At 52.5% G+C, this 18,099-nt stretch carries 12 protein-coding genes and 3 pseudogenes; 5 read left to right on the top strand and 10 right to left on the bottom strand.

Going from position 1 to position 18,099, the window contains the following annotated elements; translation table 11 throughout:
* Nucleotides 1-267: 267 nt before the first annotated feature.
* Nucleotides 268-1,416 (top strand): FkbM family methyltransferase, encoded by a 1,149-nt coding sequence (locus tag PL597_RS19885; RefSeq protein ID WP_271366071.1) that lies wholly within the window; start codon nt 268-270, stop codon nt 1,414-1,416.
* 49 nt (nt 1,417-1,465) lie between these two features.
* Complete coding sequence (locus PL597_RS19890) at nt 1,466-3,349, top strand: glycosyltransferase family 4 protein (RefSeq protein ID WP_271366072.1); 1,884 nt, start codon at nt 1,466-1,468, stop codon at nt 3,347-3,349.
* A 38-nt stretch (nt 3,350-3,387) separates the two neighbouring features.
* Here PL597_RS19890 and PL597_RS19895 read toward each other — a convergent pair whose 3' ends face one another.
* The 8 genes and pseudogenes from PL597_RS19895 to tnpA form a co-directional block, all read right to left on the bottom strand.
* Nucleotides 3,388-4,818 (bottom strand): mannose-1-phosphate guanylyltransferase/mannose-6-phosphate isomerase, encoded by a 1,431-nt coding sequence (locus PL597_RS19895; protein WP_271366074.1) that lies wholly within the window; start codon nt 4,816-4,818, stop codon nt 3,388-3,390.
* 36 nt (nt 4,819-4,854) lie between these two features.
* Nucleotides 4,855-6,618 (bottom strand): ABC transporter ATP-binding protein, encoded by a 1,764-nt coding sequence (locus PL597_RS19900; RefSeq protein ID WP_271366075.1) that lies wholly within the window; start codon nt 6,616-6,618, stop codon nt 4,855-4,857.
* A 401-nt stretch (nt 6,619-7,019) separates the two neighbouring features.
* Nucleotides 7,020-8,312: a glycosyltransferase family 4 protein gene (locus tag PL597_RS19905; RefSeq protein ID WP_271366076.1), complete on the bottom strand. Its 1,293-nt coding sequence runs from the start codon at nt 8,310-8,312 to the stop codon at nt 7,020-7,022.
* A 502-nt stretch (nt 8,313-8,814) separates the two neighbouring features.
* Nucleotides 8,815-9,932, bottom strand: a pseudogene (locus PL597_RS19910) (IS110 family transposase).
* 355 nt (nt 9,933-10,287) lie between these two features.
* A complete protein-coding gene (locus PL597_RS19915) occupies nt 10,288-10,662 on the bottom strand; it encodes a hypothetical protein (protein WP_416372241.1) in 375 nt (124 codons plus the stop codon).
* Nucleotides 10,614-12,185: an IS66 family transposase gene (gene tnpC, locus PL597_RS19920; RefSeq protein WP_271366077.1), complete on the bottom strand. Its 1,572-nt coding sequence runs from the start codon at nt 12,183-12,185 to the stop codon at nt 10,614-10,616. Before tnpC ends, PL597_RS19915 begins: the two co-directional genes overlap by 49 nt.
* Before the next feature lie 70 nt (nt 12,186-12,255).
* Nucleotides 12,256-12,603: an IS66 family insertion sequence element accessory protein TnpB gene (gene tnpB, locus PL597_RS19925; RefSeq protein ID WP_137409396.1), complete on the bottom strand. Its 348-nt coding sequence runs from the start codon at nt 12,601-12,603 to the stop codon at nt 12,256-12,258.
* Nucleotides 12,600-12,953, bottom strand: a complete 354-nt coding sequence (tnpA, locus tag PL597_RS26355; RefSeq protein WP_416372243.1) for an IS66-like element accessory protein TnpA — start codon at nt 12,951-12,953, stop codon at nt 12,600-12,602. Before tnpA ends, tnpB begins: the two co-directional genes overlap by 4 nt.
* Here tnpA and PL597_RS19930 point away from each other — a divergent pair.
* A complete protein-coding gene (locus PL597_RS19930) occupies nt 12,837-13,304 on the top strand; it encodes a hypothetical protein (protein ID WP_271366078.1) in 468 nt (155 codons plus the stop codon). The two genes, tnpA and PL597_RS19930, sit on opposite strands and share 117 nt — an antisense overlap.
* A gap of 190 nt (nt 13,305-13,494) precedes the next feature.
* Here the strand turns inward: PL597_RS19930 and PL597_RS19935 are convergent, their stop codons facing one another.
* On the bottom strand, nt 13,495-14,565 hold the full coding sequence (locus PL597_RS19935; protein WP_271366079.1) for a hypothetical protein: 1,071 nt from the start codon (nt 14,563-14,565) through the stop codon (nt 13,495-13,497).
* Nucleotides 14,566-14,836: 271 nt separating this feature from the next.
* Between PL597_RS19935 and PL597_RS19940 the strand changes: the two are divergent.
* A pseudogene (locus PL597_RS19940) lies at nt 14,837-15,234 on the top strand (transposase); the annotation flags it as partial.
* A gap of 334 nt (nt 15,235-15,568) precedes the next feature.
* Nucleotides 15,569-15,838 (top strand): annotated as a pseudogene (locus PL597_RS19945) (transposase); the annotation flags it as partial.
* A 12-nt stretch (nt 15,839-15,850) separates the two neighbouring features.
* On the opposite strand, the gene PL597_RS19950 reads toward PL597_RS19945, so the two are convergent.
* Nucleotides 15,851-17,917, bottom strand: a complete 2,067-nt coding sequence (locus PL597_RS19950; RefSeq protein WP_271366082.1) for an ATP-dependent helicase — start codon at nt 17,915-17,917, stop codon at nt 15,851-15,853.
* Nucleotides 17,918-18,099: the final 182 nt, after the last annotated feature.

Here is an 18,099-nt window from a genome sequence, read left to right on the forward strand (position 1 = left end):
CGACAAATGGCCAGCGGATAAGCCGATGCTCGATGAGCCGGCGCCGGCAAGCACCTTCTATCACATCGCCTGCGCCATATATGAGGCGGAGGCGGTGCTGGCGGTTCACGAGTAGATCGTTACGTGCTGATGAATGCTAATTTCCTACTTTTTCGTGGACGACGTTAGAAAAGCTACAAAATGCCTAGTGTTTTGCGAGCAAACATATAATCAAGACGCGGCTATTTTCTTGTCGCTAACAACGAAATTTGAAAACCGGGGGACGAAATGGATACATATCTCATTGAGGCATTGAAATGGCTAGAAAATAAAACAAGAACAATATACTCTCAGGAGGAATTTTCTTGGAATAATATAGTTTTAATCGGCTTGAATGAATCTAACTCGCGTAATGATGTAGGTATATCAAAGTACGCGCTGATTCATAAAGGAAAGATTAGGGAAATTAACCCCGCTATTTTAATGCAGTATGTTGGTAGAAGCGAAATTTGCTTTACTAATGATGTATATGTCGTGTTGCGAGTTTCCGATATTTCTGAAAAAGGTGACGGAATTAAGAGTTTCTTCTACAATTTGGCTGACTGCCTGCATATCGATACGACACCATCGAAGACAATACATCGAATGTGCCAATATATCGGAGAGAAAACTGTCTTAACAGAGACATTTTTTGGAAGGAAAATATTTTTAGACAGTATGGATATTTCTCTGACACCTCATATCATGGCTGAAGGGCGTTGGGAGCCGTGGGTCACTACGTTTCTTCAAAAAAACCTGAAAAAAGGCGATGTGTTTTTCGATGTGGGGGCGAATTGTGGATTTTATACCTTGTTGGCGGCTCATATCGTTGGTGAGCAGGGGTTCGTATTAGGTGCGGAGCCCCAAGTTGCCTTGCATTCTCGATTGATAAAGAGTGTTGCAGTAAATGGCTTCTCAGGTTTTGTAGAAGTCGCAAATGTTGCCTTGGGTGATGAAAGGAAAGAGGTCCATATAAATAAAATTGGAGATTACGTCGGTAGCGCCACATTGCTTGACGTAGAGGGATCCTATCGAAGTGAGCGCGTTAACGTCACGACCATGCCGTTATTGATCCAGGATGTAGAGCGCAAATTCAAACGAAATGTGTCACCAAATTTTATCAAAATAGATGTTGAAGGTTATGAAATAAATGTTTGGAAGGGTATGCGGAACTGGATTAAAGAGCAGCAGAACCTCACAATAGTTATGGAGTTTAGTCCAGTTGCGTACAAAGAAATGGGGCAAGATCCGCATGGTTTTGTAGGCGAAATCGTGGAGGCGGGCTTTAGTATTACTAGATTACTGCACGATGGAACGGAGATGTATTTTTCTTCGTCATCTGTTGACGATGTTATTGGTTCTGGAGATTATGTAGATCTGATATTGCGGCGAGAGTGATCGCATTGTCAATGCGGCGTGTTGCTTCGGTAGTGTAGGTATGGGTGTAATGATGTCGAAGTTTGTTTCATTTTCAAAAAATATGGAAGACGTTCTTCTGTGGCGTATGTTTAAATCTGAAGAAAACGGCTTTTATATCGACATCCATGCAGATTCGCCCGATCGCGAATCGCTTACCAAGGGTTTTTATGAGAAAGGTTGGAGCGGGCTCAATATCCATTGCGACATATCTATACTCAATCTATTTGAGCATTTACGTCCGAATGATGAAAACTTGCATTGTGTACTATCCGCGGACGCCAACCATTTAGGTGAAAATCTTACTGCTGATGGCAGTCGTCCCAATGTCTTATCGACTTGTTCGATTGGGAGAGGATTTAATAAAGCAAGACAACAGGTTTTTTCATTCAATCAGATCTGTGAGCGCTTTGTGCTGCCAAGTAAGTTAGTCCACTTTTTAAGGGTAAATTGGGGCGCTGATTTTGATCACTTATTCTCATATAATAACTGGCTTCAATTTCGCCCTTGGCTATTGATTATTGATACGCGAGATTTTGTCGACGCAGCCTTCAATGATCTCGATCAAAATATGCATTCTATTTCTTACGAAATCGCGTATTTCAACAATGACTATCGGTTTTATTTGGCAAAGGAAAAAAAGGAGCTCGCGTCTTTTTTTGACAAAGAGCCCAGTTTCGCTGATGGTTTTATTCCGCATGAGCTTTCACTCATTGCGGCCGAACTAACCGGCGCAAAGTCACAACTAGACGACCTCCACGAACGAATTGGTTCTCTCAACCACGAAGTTCTCTTTTTGAGATCAAAAATAGACGTTTTGGAAAGTAATAAGCTGCTCAAGATCGTCTCAGCTTCGAGGAAGTTGAATCCGGAGCGCATTATTCGGCGGGCAATCAGAAAGCGTTTTCCCAAAAAAGGAATCTTAAGTAGCGAAGAACTCTCGGGTTTTATCGAAATTAAGGTTGATGACATAACTATAAATTTTGCTGCGGAAGCGCTGAGGGATCAAAGAGGTATCGGTCGAGTAGCGCGGGAGTACTTGGCAGAATTGCGGAGCCGCCAGAACAAAGATCAATTACCTCTTGTGAATGATGAAGGCAGTAAAGTTATTAACTTCTATCCGTCTATTCATTGGTGTCCAGAGGATTTGAATGGCAATTCCTTGGTCATGATACACGACGTGATACCGCTTCTGTTTCCAGATCTTTTTCCTCGAAAAACGATTGACGATTGGAAGAATAAGTACGCCTACATTGCAAGTAAGGCGGGGCATATTTTAACTGTTAGTCATAGCAGCGCGGAAAGCATTTCAAGAGAGCTTTCGATCCCTATGAATAAGATTTCGGTCGCCTATAATGGTGTCACGATTTATGATCCTGATAGCGACGACTTAAATGACAGTCAAGAGCGGGGGAAATACTTTGTTTGCATAGGTTCTTTTGATTACCACAAGAATTTGAAAGTGATATTTGACGCCGCCCTTCTTCCGAATTTTCCTGACTGCAAGATATTTGTTGTGGGCGCTGGACACAATAACGAAAAATTGGCGTACTATAGTCCAAAAATACACTTCACGGGGAAACTGTCGGACGCTGAGCTTTTCTCACTTGTTAAAAATTCACAAGGATTGTTGTTTCCGAGTCTGTACGAGGGATTTGGCTTGCCCCCGCTCGAGGCGCTAGCTTTGGGTGTACCAGCCATTTGCAGCTCCCGACCCGCGATGACGGAGATCCTTGCGCAAGGAGTCTTATTTTGTAGACCCCACGACCCTAAAGAATGGGTCGAGGCTATGGTCAGCTTGATGTCATTGCCTCCTAGTGCTGAAGAAAGTCGCGACATGAGAGAATTTGTTAGAAGCAGATTCACTTGGGCTAAATCGGTTGATTCAATGATGGAGGCAATAAAAAAGATGTGAGTTTATCAGAAACTTCACTGATAATGCGCATCGCAAATCTATTGCCTCTTATAGTCATCCTCGATGCGGATGACATCATCCTCGCCGATATAGGCTCCGGTCTGGATTTCGACCAGTTCGAGCGGGATCTGCCCCTCATTGGCAAGCCGATGTGACTCGCCGATCGGGATGTAAACCGACTGGTTCTCCGTCAGCAGCCGGGTTTCCTCGCCAATCGTCACCGTCGCCGTGCCCTTGACGACGATCCAGTGTTCCGAGCGGTGATAGTGTTTCTGGAATGAGATGCGATGGCCGGGGTCGACGGTTATGTGGCCCACCCGGTAACGCTCGTCCACATACATGTGTTCGATATAACCCCAAGGGCGATAGACCCGCTTGTGGGTCTGCGTCTGCGGTGCGTGTTCGCCGTCCTTCAGCGTCTCCACCAGACCCTTCACATCCTGCACCCGGTTTTTCGGCACCACCAGAACCGCATCCTTGGTGGCCACGACAACCATGTCCCTGGCGCCTACCACCGTCGTCAGCAATTGCGTCGAATGGATGAGGCAGCCTTCGGAATCGATGAAGACGCCGTTGCCTTCCAGCGCATTGTCATTGCCGCGCTTGTCGGCGATCTCCCAGATCGCATCCCAGCTGCCAATATCCGACCAGCGGAAATGGCCGTGCACCACCGCCATGCGCTTGGTCTTCTCGATCACCGCATAGTCGATGGAATTTTTCGGCGAAGCCTCAAAGCTTTCCTGATGCAGGCGCACGAAACCCAGGTCGCTTTCATATTGCTCGACGGCCTGCGTCACCGCCGCCAGAATCTCCGGGGCGAAGGCCTTCAACTCGGCGATCATCACATCGGAACGGAACAGGAAGTTGCCGGAATTCCAGAGATAGCCTTTTTCCAGATAGGAAATCGCCGTCTTCATATCCGGCTTTTCCACAAAAGCGTCGACGCTGCTGAGGTCTTTTTCGCCATCGATCGCATCACCCGGCTTGATGTAACCGTAGGAGGTGCGCGGTTCGGTCGGCACCAGGCCGAAGACGACGATATTACCCTGATCGGCGGCCTTTGCGCCGAGTTTCACGGCGTCGGAGAACTTGTCGGCATCGAGCACCACATGATCGGCGGCAAGCGCCAGCACCAGGCATCCGGGTTCACGACGCTCGGCCAGCACGGCGGCGGCGGCCATGGCGGCGGCGCTGTCGCGGCGGGCGGGCTCCAGCACCACCGTCGCCGGCAGGCCGATTTCTTCCGCCTGACGGCGGGCGAAGAAACGGAAATCCTCGTTGGTGATGACAAGCGGCTCGGCATAGAGGCTCTTATCGCCCACCCGCTGCAACGTTTGCTGATAGGTCGAAAGATTGCCGACCAAAGGCTGGAACTGCTTGGGCAACTGATCGCGCGAGACGGGCCAAAGTCGGGAGCCCGCACCGCCAGCCAGAAGAACCGGCGTGATCTTTCGAGTATGTTCCTTCACGACAAAACCTTTCCAATGCGGCCTGATAAATCAGGATCATGCTACGTCCGCATCGAACTGGATGCTGTGCAGGCGTTTATAAAGGCCATCCGTTGCAAGTAGTTCACGCCGACTGCCTTCTTCTACGACCTGTCCATTATCCATAACGACGATCTTGTCGGCTCGGTTTATTGTTGAAAGCCGATGAGCGATGACAATAGATGTTTTGTTCAGTGTCAGGCGCTCAAGCGCATCTCGCACAAGAGCTTCGGATTCCGAATCCAACGCACTGGTCGCCTCGTCAAGGATCAAGATATCTGCGTCTCTCAGCATGGCGCGAGCGATCGCAACACGCTGTCTCTGACCGCCGGAAAGGCCTGAGCCATTTTCACCAAGCTTGCTGTCGTAACCGTCAGGCATCTTCATGATAAAGTCATGGGCATTGGCAGCCTTTGCAGCCGCAATGATCTCTTCTTCTGTCGCATCGTCCCGGCCAACGGAGATATTGTGCTTTACAGTACCCGAAAACAGGAAGGTTTCCTGACCGACATAAGATACGTGCTCTCGCAGGCTCGCAAAGGAGACATCGCGCAAATCCATACCGTTGATTTCAACGGAACCATTCTGAGGATCGTAAAGGCGCATCATAAGATTAATTATTGTGGATTTGCCACTCCCGGAAGGACCGACCAATGCGGTCATCTTGCCGCCCTCGAAGAGTACGCTGACGTCCTTCAGAACTGGTTGGCCAGAAACATATTCGAAGCTGACGTTCTTTAGTTCCACGTCGCCGCTGGCCTTGGGGAGAGGCAGAGCATCTTTCTTTTCGGCAAGCGTCAACGGGGCGTCCAGAACCTCGAACATCATACGGACACCGATCATGCCTCCTTCGATCTGGATTCGCATACGCGCCAGACGTTTTGCTGGTTCGTAAGCAAGAAGCAGAGCGGTTATAAAGGCCATCAGATCGCCCGGAGACCCGCCTTTCTCCAGAACGGTGTAGCCGGAAACGGCAATAACGACGGCAATCGCAAGGCCCGACAGCGTTTCCATGATCGGACTGGTCGCCGCTTCAAGCTTCGCAATACCATTTGCTCGATGCTCGACGTCAGACACTGCTTTGTTCATACGTTGACGCATAAGCTTCTCAAGCGAAAACGCTTTAATCACGCGGACGCCGATGCTGGTTTCCTGCACGACGTTGACAATTTCGCCAAGCGAAGCGAGCTCTGCCTCCATGATCTTACGCACCCGGCGCAAGACAAGACGGACGCTGAAGATGGCAAGAGGGCCTATAATCATCGAAATCGCGCTCAGAAGAAAATTCTGGGCGAACATCACCACGATCAAACCGATGAGCGAAAGCAGGTCGCGGATAAAGGACGTCACGATTGTATCGATAACGCTCCTGGCAGCCTGTGCATTGTAGGTTACGCGAACCAGCAATTCCGATGATGGCAGGTTTTGAAAGAACGATACGCCTTGCTTCAGCAGGCGATCATAGATTTTACGTTGCTGCTCCGCGACTATGCTGTTGCCGGCTTTGCTCAGATAGTAGCTCTGAACGAACGTGGCGAGGCCCTTGACGATGAATATCGCGGCAACCGCAAACGCAATCTCAAGGACGACATCAAAGCCACGCTTCAAGTAAACGCTATTAACGATATCGCGCATGATCCAGGCGCTGAGAGAGGTCGTTGCGGCAACAACAACCATTGCCGCGATTGCCATCGAGTACCAACCGACATGCTTCTTAAAGTTCTCTTTGAACAGTCGTACCAGCAGCTTCTTGTCGTTTTGCGACAAAAATGATCCGATCACAGCGATATTCCTAATTTGTGCAGAAACTACATTTGGTGAGTGTTTATCAGGTCAGATGAATAAACCCAAGCAGATGGAGTGATGGTCTGTGTGTAGGGTTCATTTATGACTGCTCAAGTTTCATACTGGCAAAACTTAAAGCTTAGCACTGGTCCAAATGCCGAGGCACTGCTAATCCAAAATTGGTTTAGTGCACTTAAATGGGTGATCACTAAGTGTCAATCTCTCTCCGGCTGTAAATGTCATCACAGCCCGTTTCTGGCTGCGACAAGAACGGAAGAAATTGCTGCTTTAGGGTAACCGGCAAGAAAATCCCATCTAGTGTGGCGGATGCCGATCCATCCCCATTCCGCGCTCAATATAGCCTCCCGATGGCACATCATCGATGTCAGCTTGCAGCCTTATCTCGCCCCCCGTTTCTCTTTGTGGTCAAATTTGCGCACCGAATGAAGTATATCGGACGCGACATTTCGCCAGGTCCGCATTTGTGGTTTGAATTCGGCGATTTTCGTTTTCAACGCAGCATAGCTATCCGGCTTTAGCAACAACCCGCGAACCAAATCCGCCAATTCATCCGGTTTCTCCGGATTGAAATACAGTGCGAGTGTACCCCCTGCCTCCCTCAAGGCCGGCACATCCGCAGCAAAAGCCGGCGTTCCGCACCAAAGAGCTTCGCTAATCGGCAAGCCCCAACCTTCCATCCTGCTCGGCAAAACGAGGCCATAGGCATTTTCGTAAAGCAGACGTAATTCCGCTTGGTTCGGGTTAACAACAAAGTGGAATTTGTCGACTATAGGGCGAAACTTTTCCTGCTTTAAGAATTTTTCAACTCTTTTGCGCCTTGCGCCTGCCAACACCAGTGCGGGCGGAACGACACCGGAAGCTTGCAATAGAAGCATAGCTTCAACAACACATTCCAAGTTTTTACGGCCGTTATAAATACCGACGCCCAGAAGGTAACGGCCTTGAGGGGGCTTTTTATCTATTGGCTCAACCGTCGGCCGAAGCTCATTACAAAGCGGGATAGCGACAACGTCCGGCAATGGCGGCAATGTCCCCTTATCTGAGAAATGCTTTACTTCCCGTGCCGTAAATTCTGAATTTGTCAAGATCAGTGCTGCTGCCCGGATAGCGACCTTGTTATCGTGAATAAAATTCCTAGGAAACGAAAACTGATTCCGATGTGTGAAATTATGTAATGGGATCATGTCATGGAGCATCGGAATGAACGTGGCTTTTTCGCCACGTTCATTCAACGCCATAATATAGTCAGACATGATTTTTGGCCTACCCAGTGAAACCAGAATCTGTCCGTCGAGATTAACCTCGCGAACAGCGCTTGCCGGAATAGTTGCCCAACGCTTGCGATTGCGATGTTCGACGACCATGCGCACCATGCTGTAGAAAAAGGACTTCGCAAAGTTGGTATCGAAAATATTCTGCCTCAGACGCAATGGGGTCGCGCTTGGAGGAATATTTGGATCCAGAACACCCGTCGGGGATGCGCCACCCGTGCGGGGAAAAACCTCGAAAAACCGACGATGCAGCGGCGAATAGATTACATACCTTACAGATTTTTCCGCCAAAGTCAGTTCATAAGCGACTTCCATTACGGTTCGCGCAATTCCGTAGTACTTGAACTTGACTCCTGAATTCAGAAAAAGTTCCGACAGATCAAAAAAGACTTGGGGCATTTACCGTCCTGCCTGACGGAGACTTCCGTCATGAAACATATTAGATTGCAAAAACTTACGAGCTCATATGCCACGCTGTTGCCGATCGCCCACCATACAGTTTGGATATAGATTTTGGACAGCACATTTGTCAACGTCGAGAACCTCCTGGTGGTGCAAAACTACACATTTCTGTCCACAATCTAATAGGCCGGACTCTCTTATGTTCATTTGCAAGCTCGTTAGGCGCGTTTTTTCTTTCGCCTTTGACGAGGAGGTCATGCGTAAAGCTGATGCACAAAGCAGGAGACAGGGCATTTAGACGACGGCTGGCATACTCTTATACGCGGGTTGGGTACCGCATTTCCGTGTGTTCGTCTGGGGCTGCCTCTGTCTAATCTCGGGCATGGATGTATCCGCCACATAGAGTCCGCGAGGGTTCCCCACCGGAGCCCTGCCTCCAACTTTGCACATCAGACAGATGATTGAGTTTCTCGATAATTTTCCGCCGACGGTCGGCGCTTTAAACCTTTGTTGCAGGAGCGACCTCCTGCCCAATCGCCCACAGGAACGCGGCCATTTCTCGCGCAATGGCGGTGACCGCGACGACCTTCGGCTTGCCTGCCGCGATTAGTTTTCGATAGCGCGCGCAAAGCCGTATCTGGCCTTTCCAGGCAATCTCGCGAACTGTCCTTGGCAGTCCCTCCAGCCGTGCCTGGATCGTCGGGCTTACCCGTGCAGGGAAGCGATATGTCCAAGCCCCTTCAATGAGGACTCTTCGAGCCCTTGTGTTACCCGCCTTGGTAATCCCACCACGCTTGACCCGTTCGCCCGTCGAGCTCTCCGACGGCACGAGGCGAAGATATGCCATCAACTGACGGGGATTATCAAAGCGCCTGACGTCGCCGATTTCGACGACAAAGGTGATCGCCGTCATGAACGCGACGCCGCGCATCGCTTGATAGGCGGCCACAACCGGCGCCATCGACCAGGAAGCTGCGGTCTCCGCCACCAACTTCGTTAGCCTGTCCAGACGCACGCCGGCATCCTCGATGGCCTGGCAATATTCTGCCAACAGGATTTGGTGGGCGGGGTGATCAAATCCCTGGCACGCCAGCCACCGTACATGGCGCGCGTCCATGGCTTGCGTCCGGTATAGATGCGGTCGTGACGCAACAAGAAAGATTGAAGTTGCTGACGCGCCTGTTTCAGCGCGTCGTTGGCAGCTTCGCGGGCTCGTACCAGGTCGCGGATCGCCTCATGAGCTTCGTCCGGAACCCAGACCGAGGTCAGTTCGCCCGCCCGGTGCAGCCGCGCCAGGCTTACGGCATCCCGGCGGTTTGTCTTCACCCGGTCGCCCGCACGCCTGGGCACGAGCGATGGTGCCACCACCACGCAGTCGTGTCCCAGTTCGATAATCTGACGGTAAAGGCCGTAACCGGTCGGACCTGCTTCGTAGCAAAAGTGAAGCTTCCCTCCACGCTTTGAAAGTCTGTTGACCAACGACGTCACAGACGCCGGTTCCGAGGAGATGTCGCCAAAAAACCGCACCTCGCCGTTGCGCGCTCCATCGGCAACCGCAACTGAAATCTTCGACTTGGATGTATCCAGGCCAATGAAGAATACGCTATCTTCTTTCATGGTTCGCCCTCGCTAAGCATGGGGCAAGGCTCCGGCCAATCCAGAGCAACCCCCGAATTCAGCTTACCGCGGGGGCGGGCCACACTCACCCCGCGAACATACGGTCTAATTCATTCTGGAGGAGATTCTCATTTGCACGTCATCACGGCCATCATAGATGGCCACAAGAAAAGCCGGATCGACGAGCTGCTCCTTTGTGCATTCCATAGGACCGTCAAGCCAGCCGCTTGACGGTTTCAACTCCACTGGCATACTCAGTGGAACTGATGTGGAAGCTTGGACGTGAGCTATGATTGAAGACTACGAACCCAATCTGGTCACTTCTGGTAAAAGGTAAGCGTCCGGCGAATAGATTTTATGCCCGCTTACGGTTTTGAGCCTCGGTTCGAGCCTGTTCTTTCGCCATGATGCGTTCGATCGTTTCCGGGTCACAATGATCCGCGACCAGGAAGCTTCGTAGTCCGCCCTTCCAGCTCCGGGCATCGCGAAGGAGTTCCTCTATGCATTCGATGCCGCGGTCTGTAAATCCGGTCATGCCATCTTTGGACCCGTCGTCTATGTGGATCATCTCGCCGTAATCGATGTTGTCGGAATTGTACGTGATCTCTTCGAGCAGCGCCATATCCTCGTCGAGGAGGTCCGAGACGGCTTTGATCGTGTATACGCGGGTCGAGCGGGCCATCAGGCGGCCTCGGCGCGGGTGATTGCTGCCGTCGGCACCCAGTTCCACGGCAGCAACTCCTCAAGGCGATCCTTGGGATGATCCTGAATCCTGATCAGAACGTCCGTCAGATAGACTTCCGGATTATGGCCATGGAGTTTGACCGTTTCGATGATTGTCAATATATTGGCGATGCGATCGCCACCCTTGTCCGAGCCTGCGAATAACCAGTTTTTTCTGCCAATTCCCAGCGGACGCATGGCTCGCTCAGCTATATTGTTGTCGATCTCGACACGTCCATCATCGATGTAAATGCTCAATGCTGCCCACCGCGAGAGGGCGTATCGCATCGCTTCGGCCAGCTTCTGTTTCTGCGGCAACGTCGGTAGCGTAGCCTCGATCCACACCTTCAAGTCCCTCAGAATGGGCTTGGCATGTTCCTGGCGCAGTGCGCACCGCTCATCAGCCGGCATGCCGCGGATACGATCCTCAATATCGTAGAGCGCGCCGATACGAGACAACGCCTCCTCGGCTATCGGTGATGGCTTCAGTTTGATCACATCATGGAACTTGCGGCGCACATGCGCCATGCAGGCGGCCTCGGTGATTTGGTTGCCGTAAAGCTTCTTATAACCACCATAGCCATCCGCATGCATCACGCCGCTGAAGCTAGCAAGATGGTCGGCTGGATGTGCGCCCTTACGATCGGGGCTATAGTAATAGGCAATGGCCTTGGGGGTTGGATCTTGATAGCCGCTGCCATCGAAGACGTAGACCCAAACCCTGCCGGTTTTCGTCTTCCCGCGCCCAGGGTCGAGAACATCGACCGGGGTATCGTCCGTATGTATTCTGTCGACCGCAGCGATATGGGCTCTGATCAGCAAGATGAGAGGCGCAAGCAGAACGGATACGCGGCCAACCCAGTCCGCCATGACGGACCGGGATATATCTATTCCCAGCCGGTCGTACATCTCGGATAGACGATAGAGCGGAATGTGATCGTCGAATTTGGCGACCATGATATGCGCGAGCAATCCCGGTCCGGGCTGGCCTCGCTCGATCGGCAAGGTTGGCATTTCGCCGGACACCGTCGTATCGCAGTCCTTGCAGATCATTCGCTTTTCGACGTGGCGGACAATCTTTACGGACGCCGGTACGTGCTCCATCACCTGGACCACCTTGTCAGCCGCCTTGAGGAAAGACGTGCCACCGCAGGTCGGACAACTGCAGGGCGCTGCATAGACCTGCTCTTCGGTGGGAAGGTCATCCGGCAGCGGTCTGCGCTTCGGCTTACCCGGTACGTCGTCCAAATCCGGCAAAGGGGTCTTCCCGGAACGCACCTCAGCCTCAGCACGAGAGGCCTCGATCTCCTCCAGCATCAGTTCGAATTGCTCGATCTTCCGGTCGATCTTTTCCGAAGAAGGACCGTGCTGCCGATGTCGGAGCAGTTCCAACTGCGCGCGCAGAAGACTGATAATGGAGTCGCGCTTGGTGACTTCGGCTTCCTGGCTCTCAAGTTTCGCCGCCTGTTCAGCGACGAGCGCGCGCAATGCAGATAGCTCGTCCTGACTGTTCAATGGCGTTGTTTCCATGCCGTTAAACTAGCCGATTTGCGCCTGAAGCGCTAGAATTTTTCCCGGATTTTCAAGTAAAACAAGGCTCTTAGCCCGTCCGAGCTGGAGCGGAAGTCCACGCCGGTCGACGCCAATCAATCCCTTCGACAAGCATGGAAAGCTGAGCCTGCGTCAGATGCGCAACGCCTTCTTTCGCCGTCGGCCAGGGAAAATATCCGCGCTCGAGAATTTTGTAAAATAAGCAAAACCCCTGGCCATCCCACCATAAAAGCTTAATCCGATCCGCGCGTTTGCCGCGGAATCCGAAGATCGCGCCAGAACCCGGCGCCTCCTTTATGACTGCCTCGACCAACACTGACAGACCATCAATGCCGCGCCGCATATCAGTCACCCCGCAGGCCAAATAGACCCGTACATTTCCTGAAGGCCCGATCATGCCGCCTCCACGCAGGCGATCAAAGATGCCAACGTCTTTCGCTCAAGGTCGACTGGAACTTTCAAACCGCGACCGTTTCGTAGCAAGATCTCGATGAACACCCGCGACGGCGGAACGGCAGGCTTCTGCCGCTGACCTATGTCGTCCACGAGCTGTACCGGAACGAACGATGGCGACGCACTAAAGTGGCTGAATGTCTTTCGCCATAAACGGATCTGACCCGGATGGATATCATGCCGACGAGCTACATCCCCAATGCGGACGCCAGGCTCATCTGCTTCTGCCAGTATCTCCAGCTTAGCCTCTTTCGACCATCGCCGCCTACGCTCAACGCCGGAAATAATCTCCATGCGAGCCATGCCAACCTCTCAGATCTGGTATTAATCTCAGCACTAATGCTGGTTCTAATGCCAGAACATCGCCTAACTGGCTCGTTCTGCAAAATCCGCTCACCGGACGCTCACGGTAAAAGTAAGAGGATCGTCGTTGATGGCTACCCGTTCTCTATCGACATCTTCCGGCTGGAAACCGATACGACATGGACGCTTGAAGTGGTCGATCACCAAAATACCAGTCACGTATGGGACGACCAGTTCAAATTCGACGCAGAGGCTTGGGACGTGGCAGTCAAAACTATCGAGGCAAAGGGCGCCCTTTCGTTCATGCGCGGCAACAACGTCATTCCCTTCCGTCATGGGTAAATCGACGTGCTCTTAAAGCGGCGTTTATCACGAGTGAGCGACCAAACCAACAAAGCGGGTGACCGTATTCACGAGAATCAATGCTGCGATGATCCGACTGCAAGCGCTGGGGCGGTGTTGGTTACAGCCGCAGTAAAGTCAAGCAGTCTTCATGGCATTGCCGGGTGCATTGCTTACTCGCTCCCTTATGTCATGGCTTCGACCATTCGAAATTAATCAGACCTTTAAGCCTACCTTCAACGAAAGGCATCTTACCTGCGTTAACGCGCCGCCGAGTAAGAGACTGTATCCAAGAGCGGGCAGTTCCGTGCGTTTCGAACACGTGCCTCCAAAACTCTGGGTACCAGTACTCATGGGTTATAGGTACGTAGTCCCGATAAAAATCGCCTCCCCAGTGGCGACCGGACAGATACAATGCAGAGTGTCCAAAAAGCTTGGCTTCATAAGCGGAACCTGACGAGATTGTAACAATCCTTAAGTCCTTGCTTTGGCAGAATAACTCGTAAGCCGAGATATCGCTTGGCACCTCTTTTGTATCTGGGAACATATGTTGCCAAAAATCAAATGACTCTTGGTTGCGTACATGGGGATGGCGTTTGTAGAATATGGCACGAGACGAATTAATTTCGTTTTTCAATATTTCCGAAAAATCACCGATCCTCAAGAATCGGCCGTTTTCTATTAGGCTAGCATCTTCATTTGTCTGCGCCATAAATATCGTTGATCCAGCGGGGATCACATTTGGTGATTTACGCCATCGCCTTTGACACAGCTTCACTTCTCGCTTTAGGAAATTACCTTTCATCGCGAATTGCTTCAATCTTAGAGCAAAGTTTTTATTATTCGTCTTGATTGCAAAAATTAGGTCGGACGCGAATCGGATAGGGTGAACGCGGAAGTTAAGATACACCATCCCTGCAGAATCCAAGGCTTCCATGAATGCGGGTGATGCCTCGAACAAAAAAAACGTCGCGGGCCCAAATGCGTCAATAAGTTTCTTGATAAATGGGGCTGGGAAGCCGGCATCATAACGCGCCGCCCATTGATCTTGAATTTGGCGGGAGGTTTGATCGTAAATCGAATCGTGTAGGAGGTTTAGAGGGAAGTCATTCTCTTTCTCTCCAACAGTATAGACCTTGAACCCCAGCGACTCAAAAATAGGCGTAAAAAGACGAGAAAACCAAGCGATATTGTGGGACTGATGTAGCTCCATCCTATTATTCACTCTGGTTAAGTCGCCAGAGATAACGATTTGTGTCATTGTCGTACCAGTGATTTAGTCTGCACTTTCTTTCTCCTAAAAGTTTGGAATAACCTGCTCCTCAAATGAGAAGCAACTAATAGAACTTGTGGGGGATTGTTTGCGGTCAAAATCTTCGAGCTCGCGGCGGCTAGGTCCTGTTGACAAGGTTGGATTGAGCGCTTGTGAGTGATCGCGATCTGGATATGTTCAGCGGATGAGAATAGAGAGAGATGGCTCGGGAAATCTCAACGGCGGGGATAAGTGGAATTTCTGCCTGACTTCGGCTTAGATGCCGGGAACAGGAGATACCATGACGCGACAACCGCGCCGGAACCACAGCCCGGCTTTCAAGGCGAAAGTGGCGCTCGCCGCCATTCGAGGCGAGCAGACGCTGGTGGAATTGTCCCAGCAGTTCGACGTTCACGCCAACCAGATCAAACAATGGAAAGACCAGCTTCTTGAGGGAGCGACAGGTGTCTTCGGCGATAAAGCGAAGCCGGAACCGGCGGGTTCAACCGTTGATGTCAAAACACTGCACGTGAAGATCGGCGAACTGACACTGGAAAACGATTTTTTATCCGGAGTGCTCGGCAAAGCGGGCTTGCTGGGCGGAAAGAAATGATCGACCTTTCGCACAAACCATCGGTCGCGCGCCAGGCGAAGCTTCTCGGATTCAGCTGTGGTAGCGCTGTCTAATCGCACCTCATTAGTCAAGTTGGTCTGCCAATCGGCATCGTCACCTTACTCCGGACCACGCAAGGTGTCGTAAGTTCTTTGATTAGATCGGGCCTGTTTTCGTCAGAGCTATCCGGCGCCGGGAGCAGTGTTGTCTCCGCGGTCGACACATGATCGCCGCATGATGTGTCTTCGCAGGGTGGATCTTCCTATGTCTACTGCGCAGTCTCGATCAGCTGCAGCGCTGCTATCGGAATGATCTAGCCCACGTCCTAGCGGGGACGCTCATTGCATCAAATCAGTTTTGATACGCTGAGGTGAAGGCTGGCTTTTTCGCTTATGCGGGAAGCTTGTCGGCGTGGCATCGATCAAGCGCGATAGCGGACAGATGCGCGGCAAGCGGATGATCGCAGGCGGACGAAAGCAGGTCCGCGACGAACTCTATATCGCCGCCCTGCCGGCAATCTGCTTCGATCCGGTTATGAAGGCATTGTTCCAGCCTCTCAAAGAAAAGGGCAAGCCTGGAAAGGTTGCCCTCGTCGCCGTTATGAGAAAAATGATCATCATCTTAAATGTAAGAATGAGAGATCACAGAGAAACGGTGCTTGACCGATAACACCGCTGCTCTTTATTTCCACATGGTCCGCATACGCGCACCCACATCGATGCGGATCTGCTGCGCGCTGCGTTCCGAAGCGGCGGCTGAAACCAGTGGCCAGGTCGCCGTTTCGAAGAATTGCAGCAATGTCGCCGGGATGAAGCGGGTTCTTGCGGCGTAAACATGCCTGTCTCCCTGCTGGCTCTGCCCGCCGGTGAAGAAACGTTGCGGCGTGATCAGCGCGAGACTGTCCTTTGCGCGCGTCATGGCGACGTACAGCAGCCGGCGTTCCTCCTCCAGTTCCTGGGTGGTGCCGACCCCGAGATCGGAGGGAATGCAGCCATCGACCACGTTCAGGATGAAGACGGAACGCCACTCCTGGCCTTTTGCCGAATGGATGGTAGACAGGCTGAGATAGTCCTCGTCGAGCAGCGGCACGCCGGCCTGATCGCTGGTGGCGTCGGGTGGATCGAGGGTCAGCTCGGTCAGAAAACGTTCGCGTGAGGGATAGCCGCCAGCGATTTGCTCGAGTTGTAGCAGATCGGCCTTGCGGGTGTCGGCGTCCTCATGGAGGCGTTCCAGATGCGGTTCGTACCATAGCCGCGCCTGCCCGATCTGGCCCGGCCAGTCGTTCGGCGCCTGTCGCAGGCCCACCAGCATTTGCGTGAAGGCCACCCATTCATCGCCGGTCTTCGGCGGCGGCGGAATTTCGGCAAGGGCAAGCAGCGGCTCGGGGTCTGTCGCAATCGCATCGAGAATATTGCCGGCCTTCTTCGGTCCGATGCCGGGCAGCATCTGCAGCAGCCGGAAACCAGCGACGCGGTCGCGCGGGTTTTGGGCAAAACGCAGCACCGCCAGCATGTCCTTCACATGGGCGCTGTCGAGGAATTTCAGGCCGCCAAACTTGACGAAGGGGATGTTGCGGCGGGTCAGTTCCACCTCGAGCGGGCCGCTATGGCTGGAGGTGCGGAACAGCACGGCCTGCTGTTTCAGCGTCATGCCGCTTTCGCGATTGGCAAGGATCTGGTCGATGATGAAATTCGCCTGTTCGGTTTCGTCCTTTACAGTCACGAGTTTCGGGCGCTCCAGCGACTGCCGCTCGGTCCAAAGATTCTTGGTGAACCGCTCGCGCGCCAGATCGATGACGCCGTTGGCGGCCGCAAGGATCGGCTGCGTTGAGCGATAGTTGCGGTCCAGCGTGACGATATCGGCCGCCGGGCTGAAGGAAGCCGGGAAATCGAGGATGTTGCGAACGGTCGCTGCGCGGAAAGAATAAATCGACTGCGCGTCGTCGCCCACCACGGTCAAGCCGCGGCCGCCGGGCTTCAGCGCCATCAGCACCGAAGCCTGCAGGCGGTTGGTATCCTGATATTCGTCGACCATCACATGGTCGAAGCGGTTGCCGATATCATCAGCCAGAACGGGATCGCTCACCATCTGCGCCCAGTAAAGCAGGAGATCGTCGTAATCGAGCACGTTCTGGACCTGCTTTGCCTCCACATAGGCTGCAAACAGTTCCTTGAGTTCGCTCTCCCAGTTGGCGACCCAGGGATAATGCTGGCGCAATATCTCCTTGAGCGGCGTCTGGGAATTCACCACCCGCGAATAGATCGAGAGACACGTACCCTTTGTCGGAAAACGGCTTTCCGTTTTGGAAAAACCCAGTTCGTGCCGGCAAAGGTTCATCAGGTCGGCGCTATCTTCGCGGTCGTGGATGGTGAAATCGATGTTGAGCCCGATCTGTTCGGCATAGATGCGCAACAGGCGCGCGCCAATGCCGTGAAACGTGCCGGACCAGGCGAGCGCGTCGGTCATAATTGCAGAATTCGCCCCGATAACGTGTTTGCAGATACGCTCGACCCGCCGCGACATTTCCGTGGCGGCACGTCTGGAAAACGTCATCAACAGGATGCGGCGGGGATCGGCGCCGTTCACGATCAGATGGGCGACACGGTGGGCGAGCGTGTTTGTCTTGCCCGAACCCGCGCCGGCGATGATCAGCAAAGGCCCGGCCGAGTGGCCATCCGTCAGCCCAACGCCATGCTCGACCGCCTTGCGTTGCTGTTCGTTGAGCTTTTCCAGATAGGCAACCGCCATGCCAGCAATCCTTTAGATAACCTGCCTGTTCCCACGGATGAGAACCCTGTTCAGAGATGGCAGTCGTCGCGAAGCTCCGGCCACTGTCTGCTCGTTGTTGCAATGATTAGCAAAGACTCAAACAGCAATCCAGAACAAATGCTGAACGCGTCGCTCCATGGTGTGAGAGGGCCGTCAGATGC

The organism is Agrobacterium sp. ST15.13.013 (assembly GCF_027956525.1).
GTDB classification, from domain to species: Bacteria; Pseudomonadota; Alphaproteobacteria; order Rhizobiales; family Rhizobiaceae; genus Agrobacterium; species Agrobacterium salinitolerans.

What these genes read in the sequence shown, in the direction of transcription:
- tnpA (WP_416372243.1), bottom strand. Translation starts at nt 12,953, where the DNA reads ATGGAGATTATTTCCGGCGTTGAGCGTAGGCGGCGATGGTCGAAAGAG.
- PL597_RS19935 (WP_271366079.1), bottom strand. Translation starts at nt 14,565, where the DNA reads ATGACACAAATCGTTATCTCTGGCGACTTAACCAGAGTGAATAATAGG.
- tnpB (WP_137409396.1), bottom strand. Translation starts at nt 12,603, where the DNA reads ATGATCGGGCCTTCAGGAAATGTACGGGTCTATTTGGCCTGCGGGGTG.
- PL597_RS19905 (WP_271366076.1), bottom strand. Translation starts at nt 8,312, where the DNA reads ATGCCCCAAGTCTTTTTTGATCTGTCGGAACTTTTTCTGAATTCAGGA.
- PL597_RS19950 (WP_271366082.1), bottom strand. Translation starts at nt 17,917, where the DNA reads ATGGCGGTTGCCTATCTGGAAAAGCTCAACGAACAGCAACGCAAGGCG.
- tnpC (WP_271366077.1), bottom strand. Translation starts at nt 12,185, where the DNA reads ATGGAAACAACGCCATTGAACAGTCAGGACGAGCTATCTGCATTGCGC.
- PL597_RS19890 (WP_271366072.1), top strand. Translation starts at nt 1,466, where the DNA reads ATGATGTCGAAGTTTGTTTCATTTTCAAAAAATATGGAAGACGTTCTT.
- PL597_RS19885 (WP_271366071.1), top strand. Translation starts at nt 268, where the DNA reads ATGGATACATATCTCATTGAGGCATTGAAATGGCTAGAAAATAAAACA.
- PL597_RS19930 (WP_271366078.1), top strand. Translation starts at nt 12,837, where the DNA reads ATGCCGACGAGCTACATCCCCAATGCGGACGCCAGGCTCATCTGCTTC.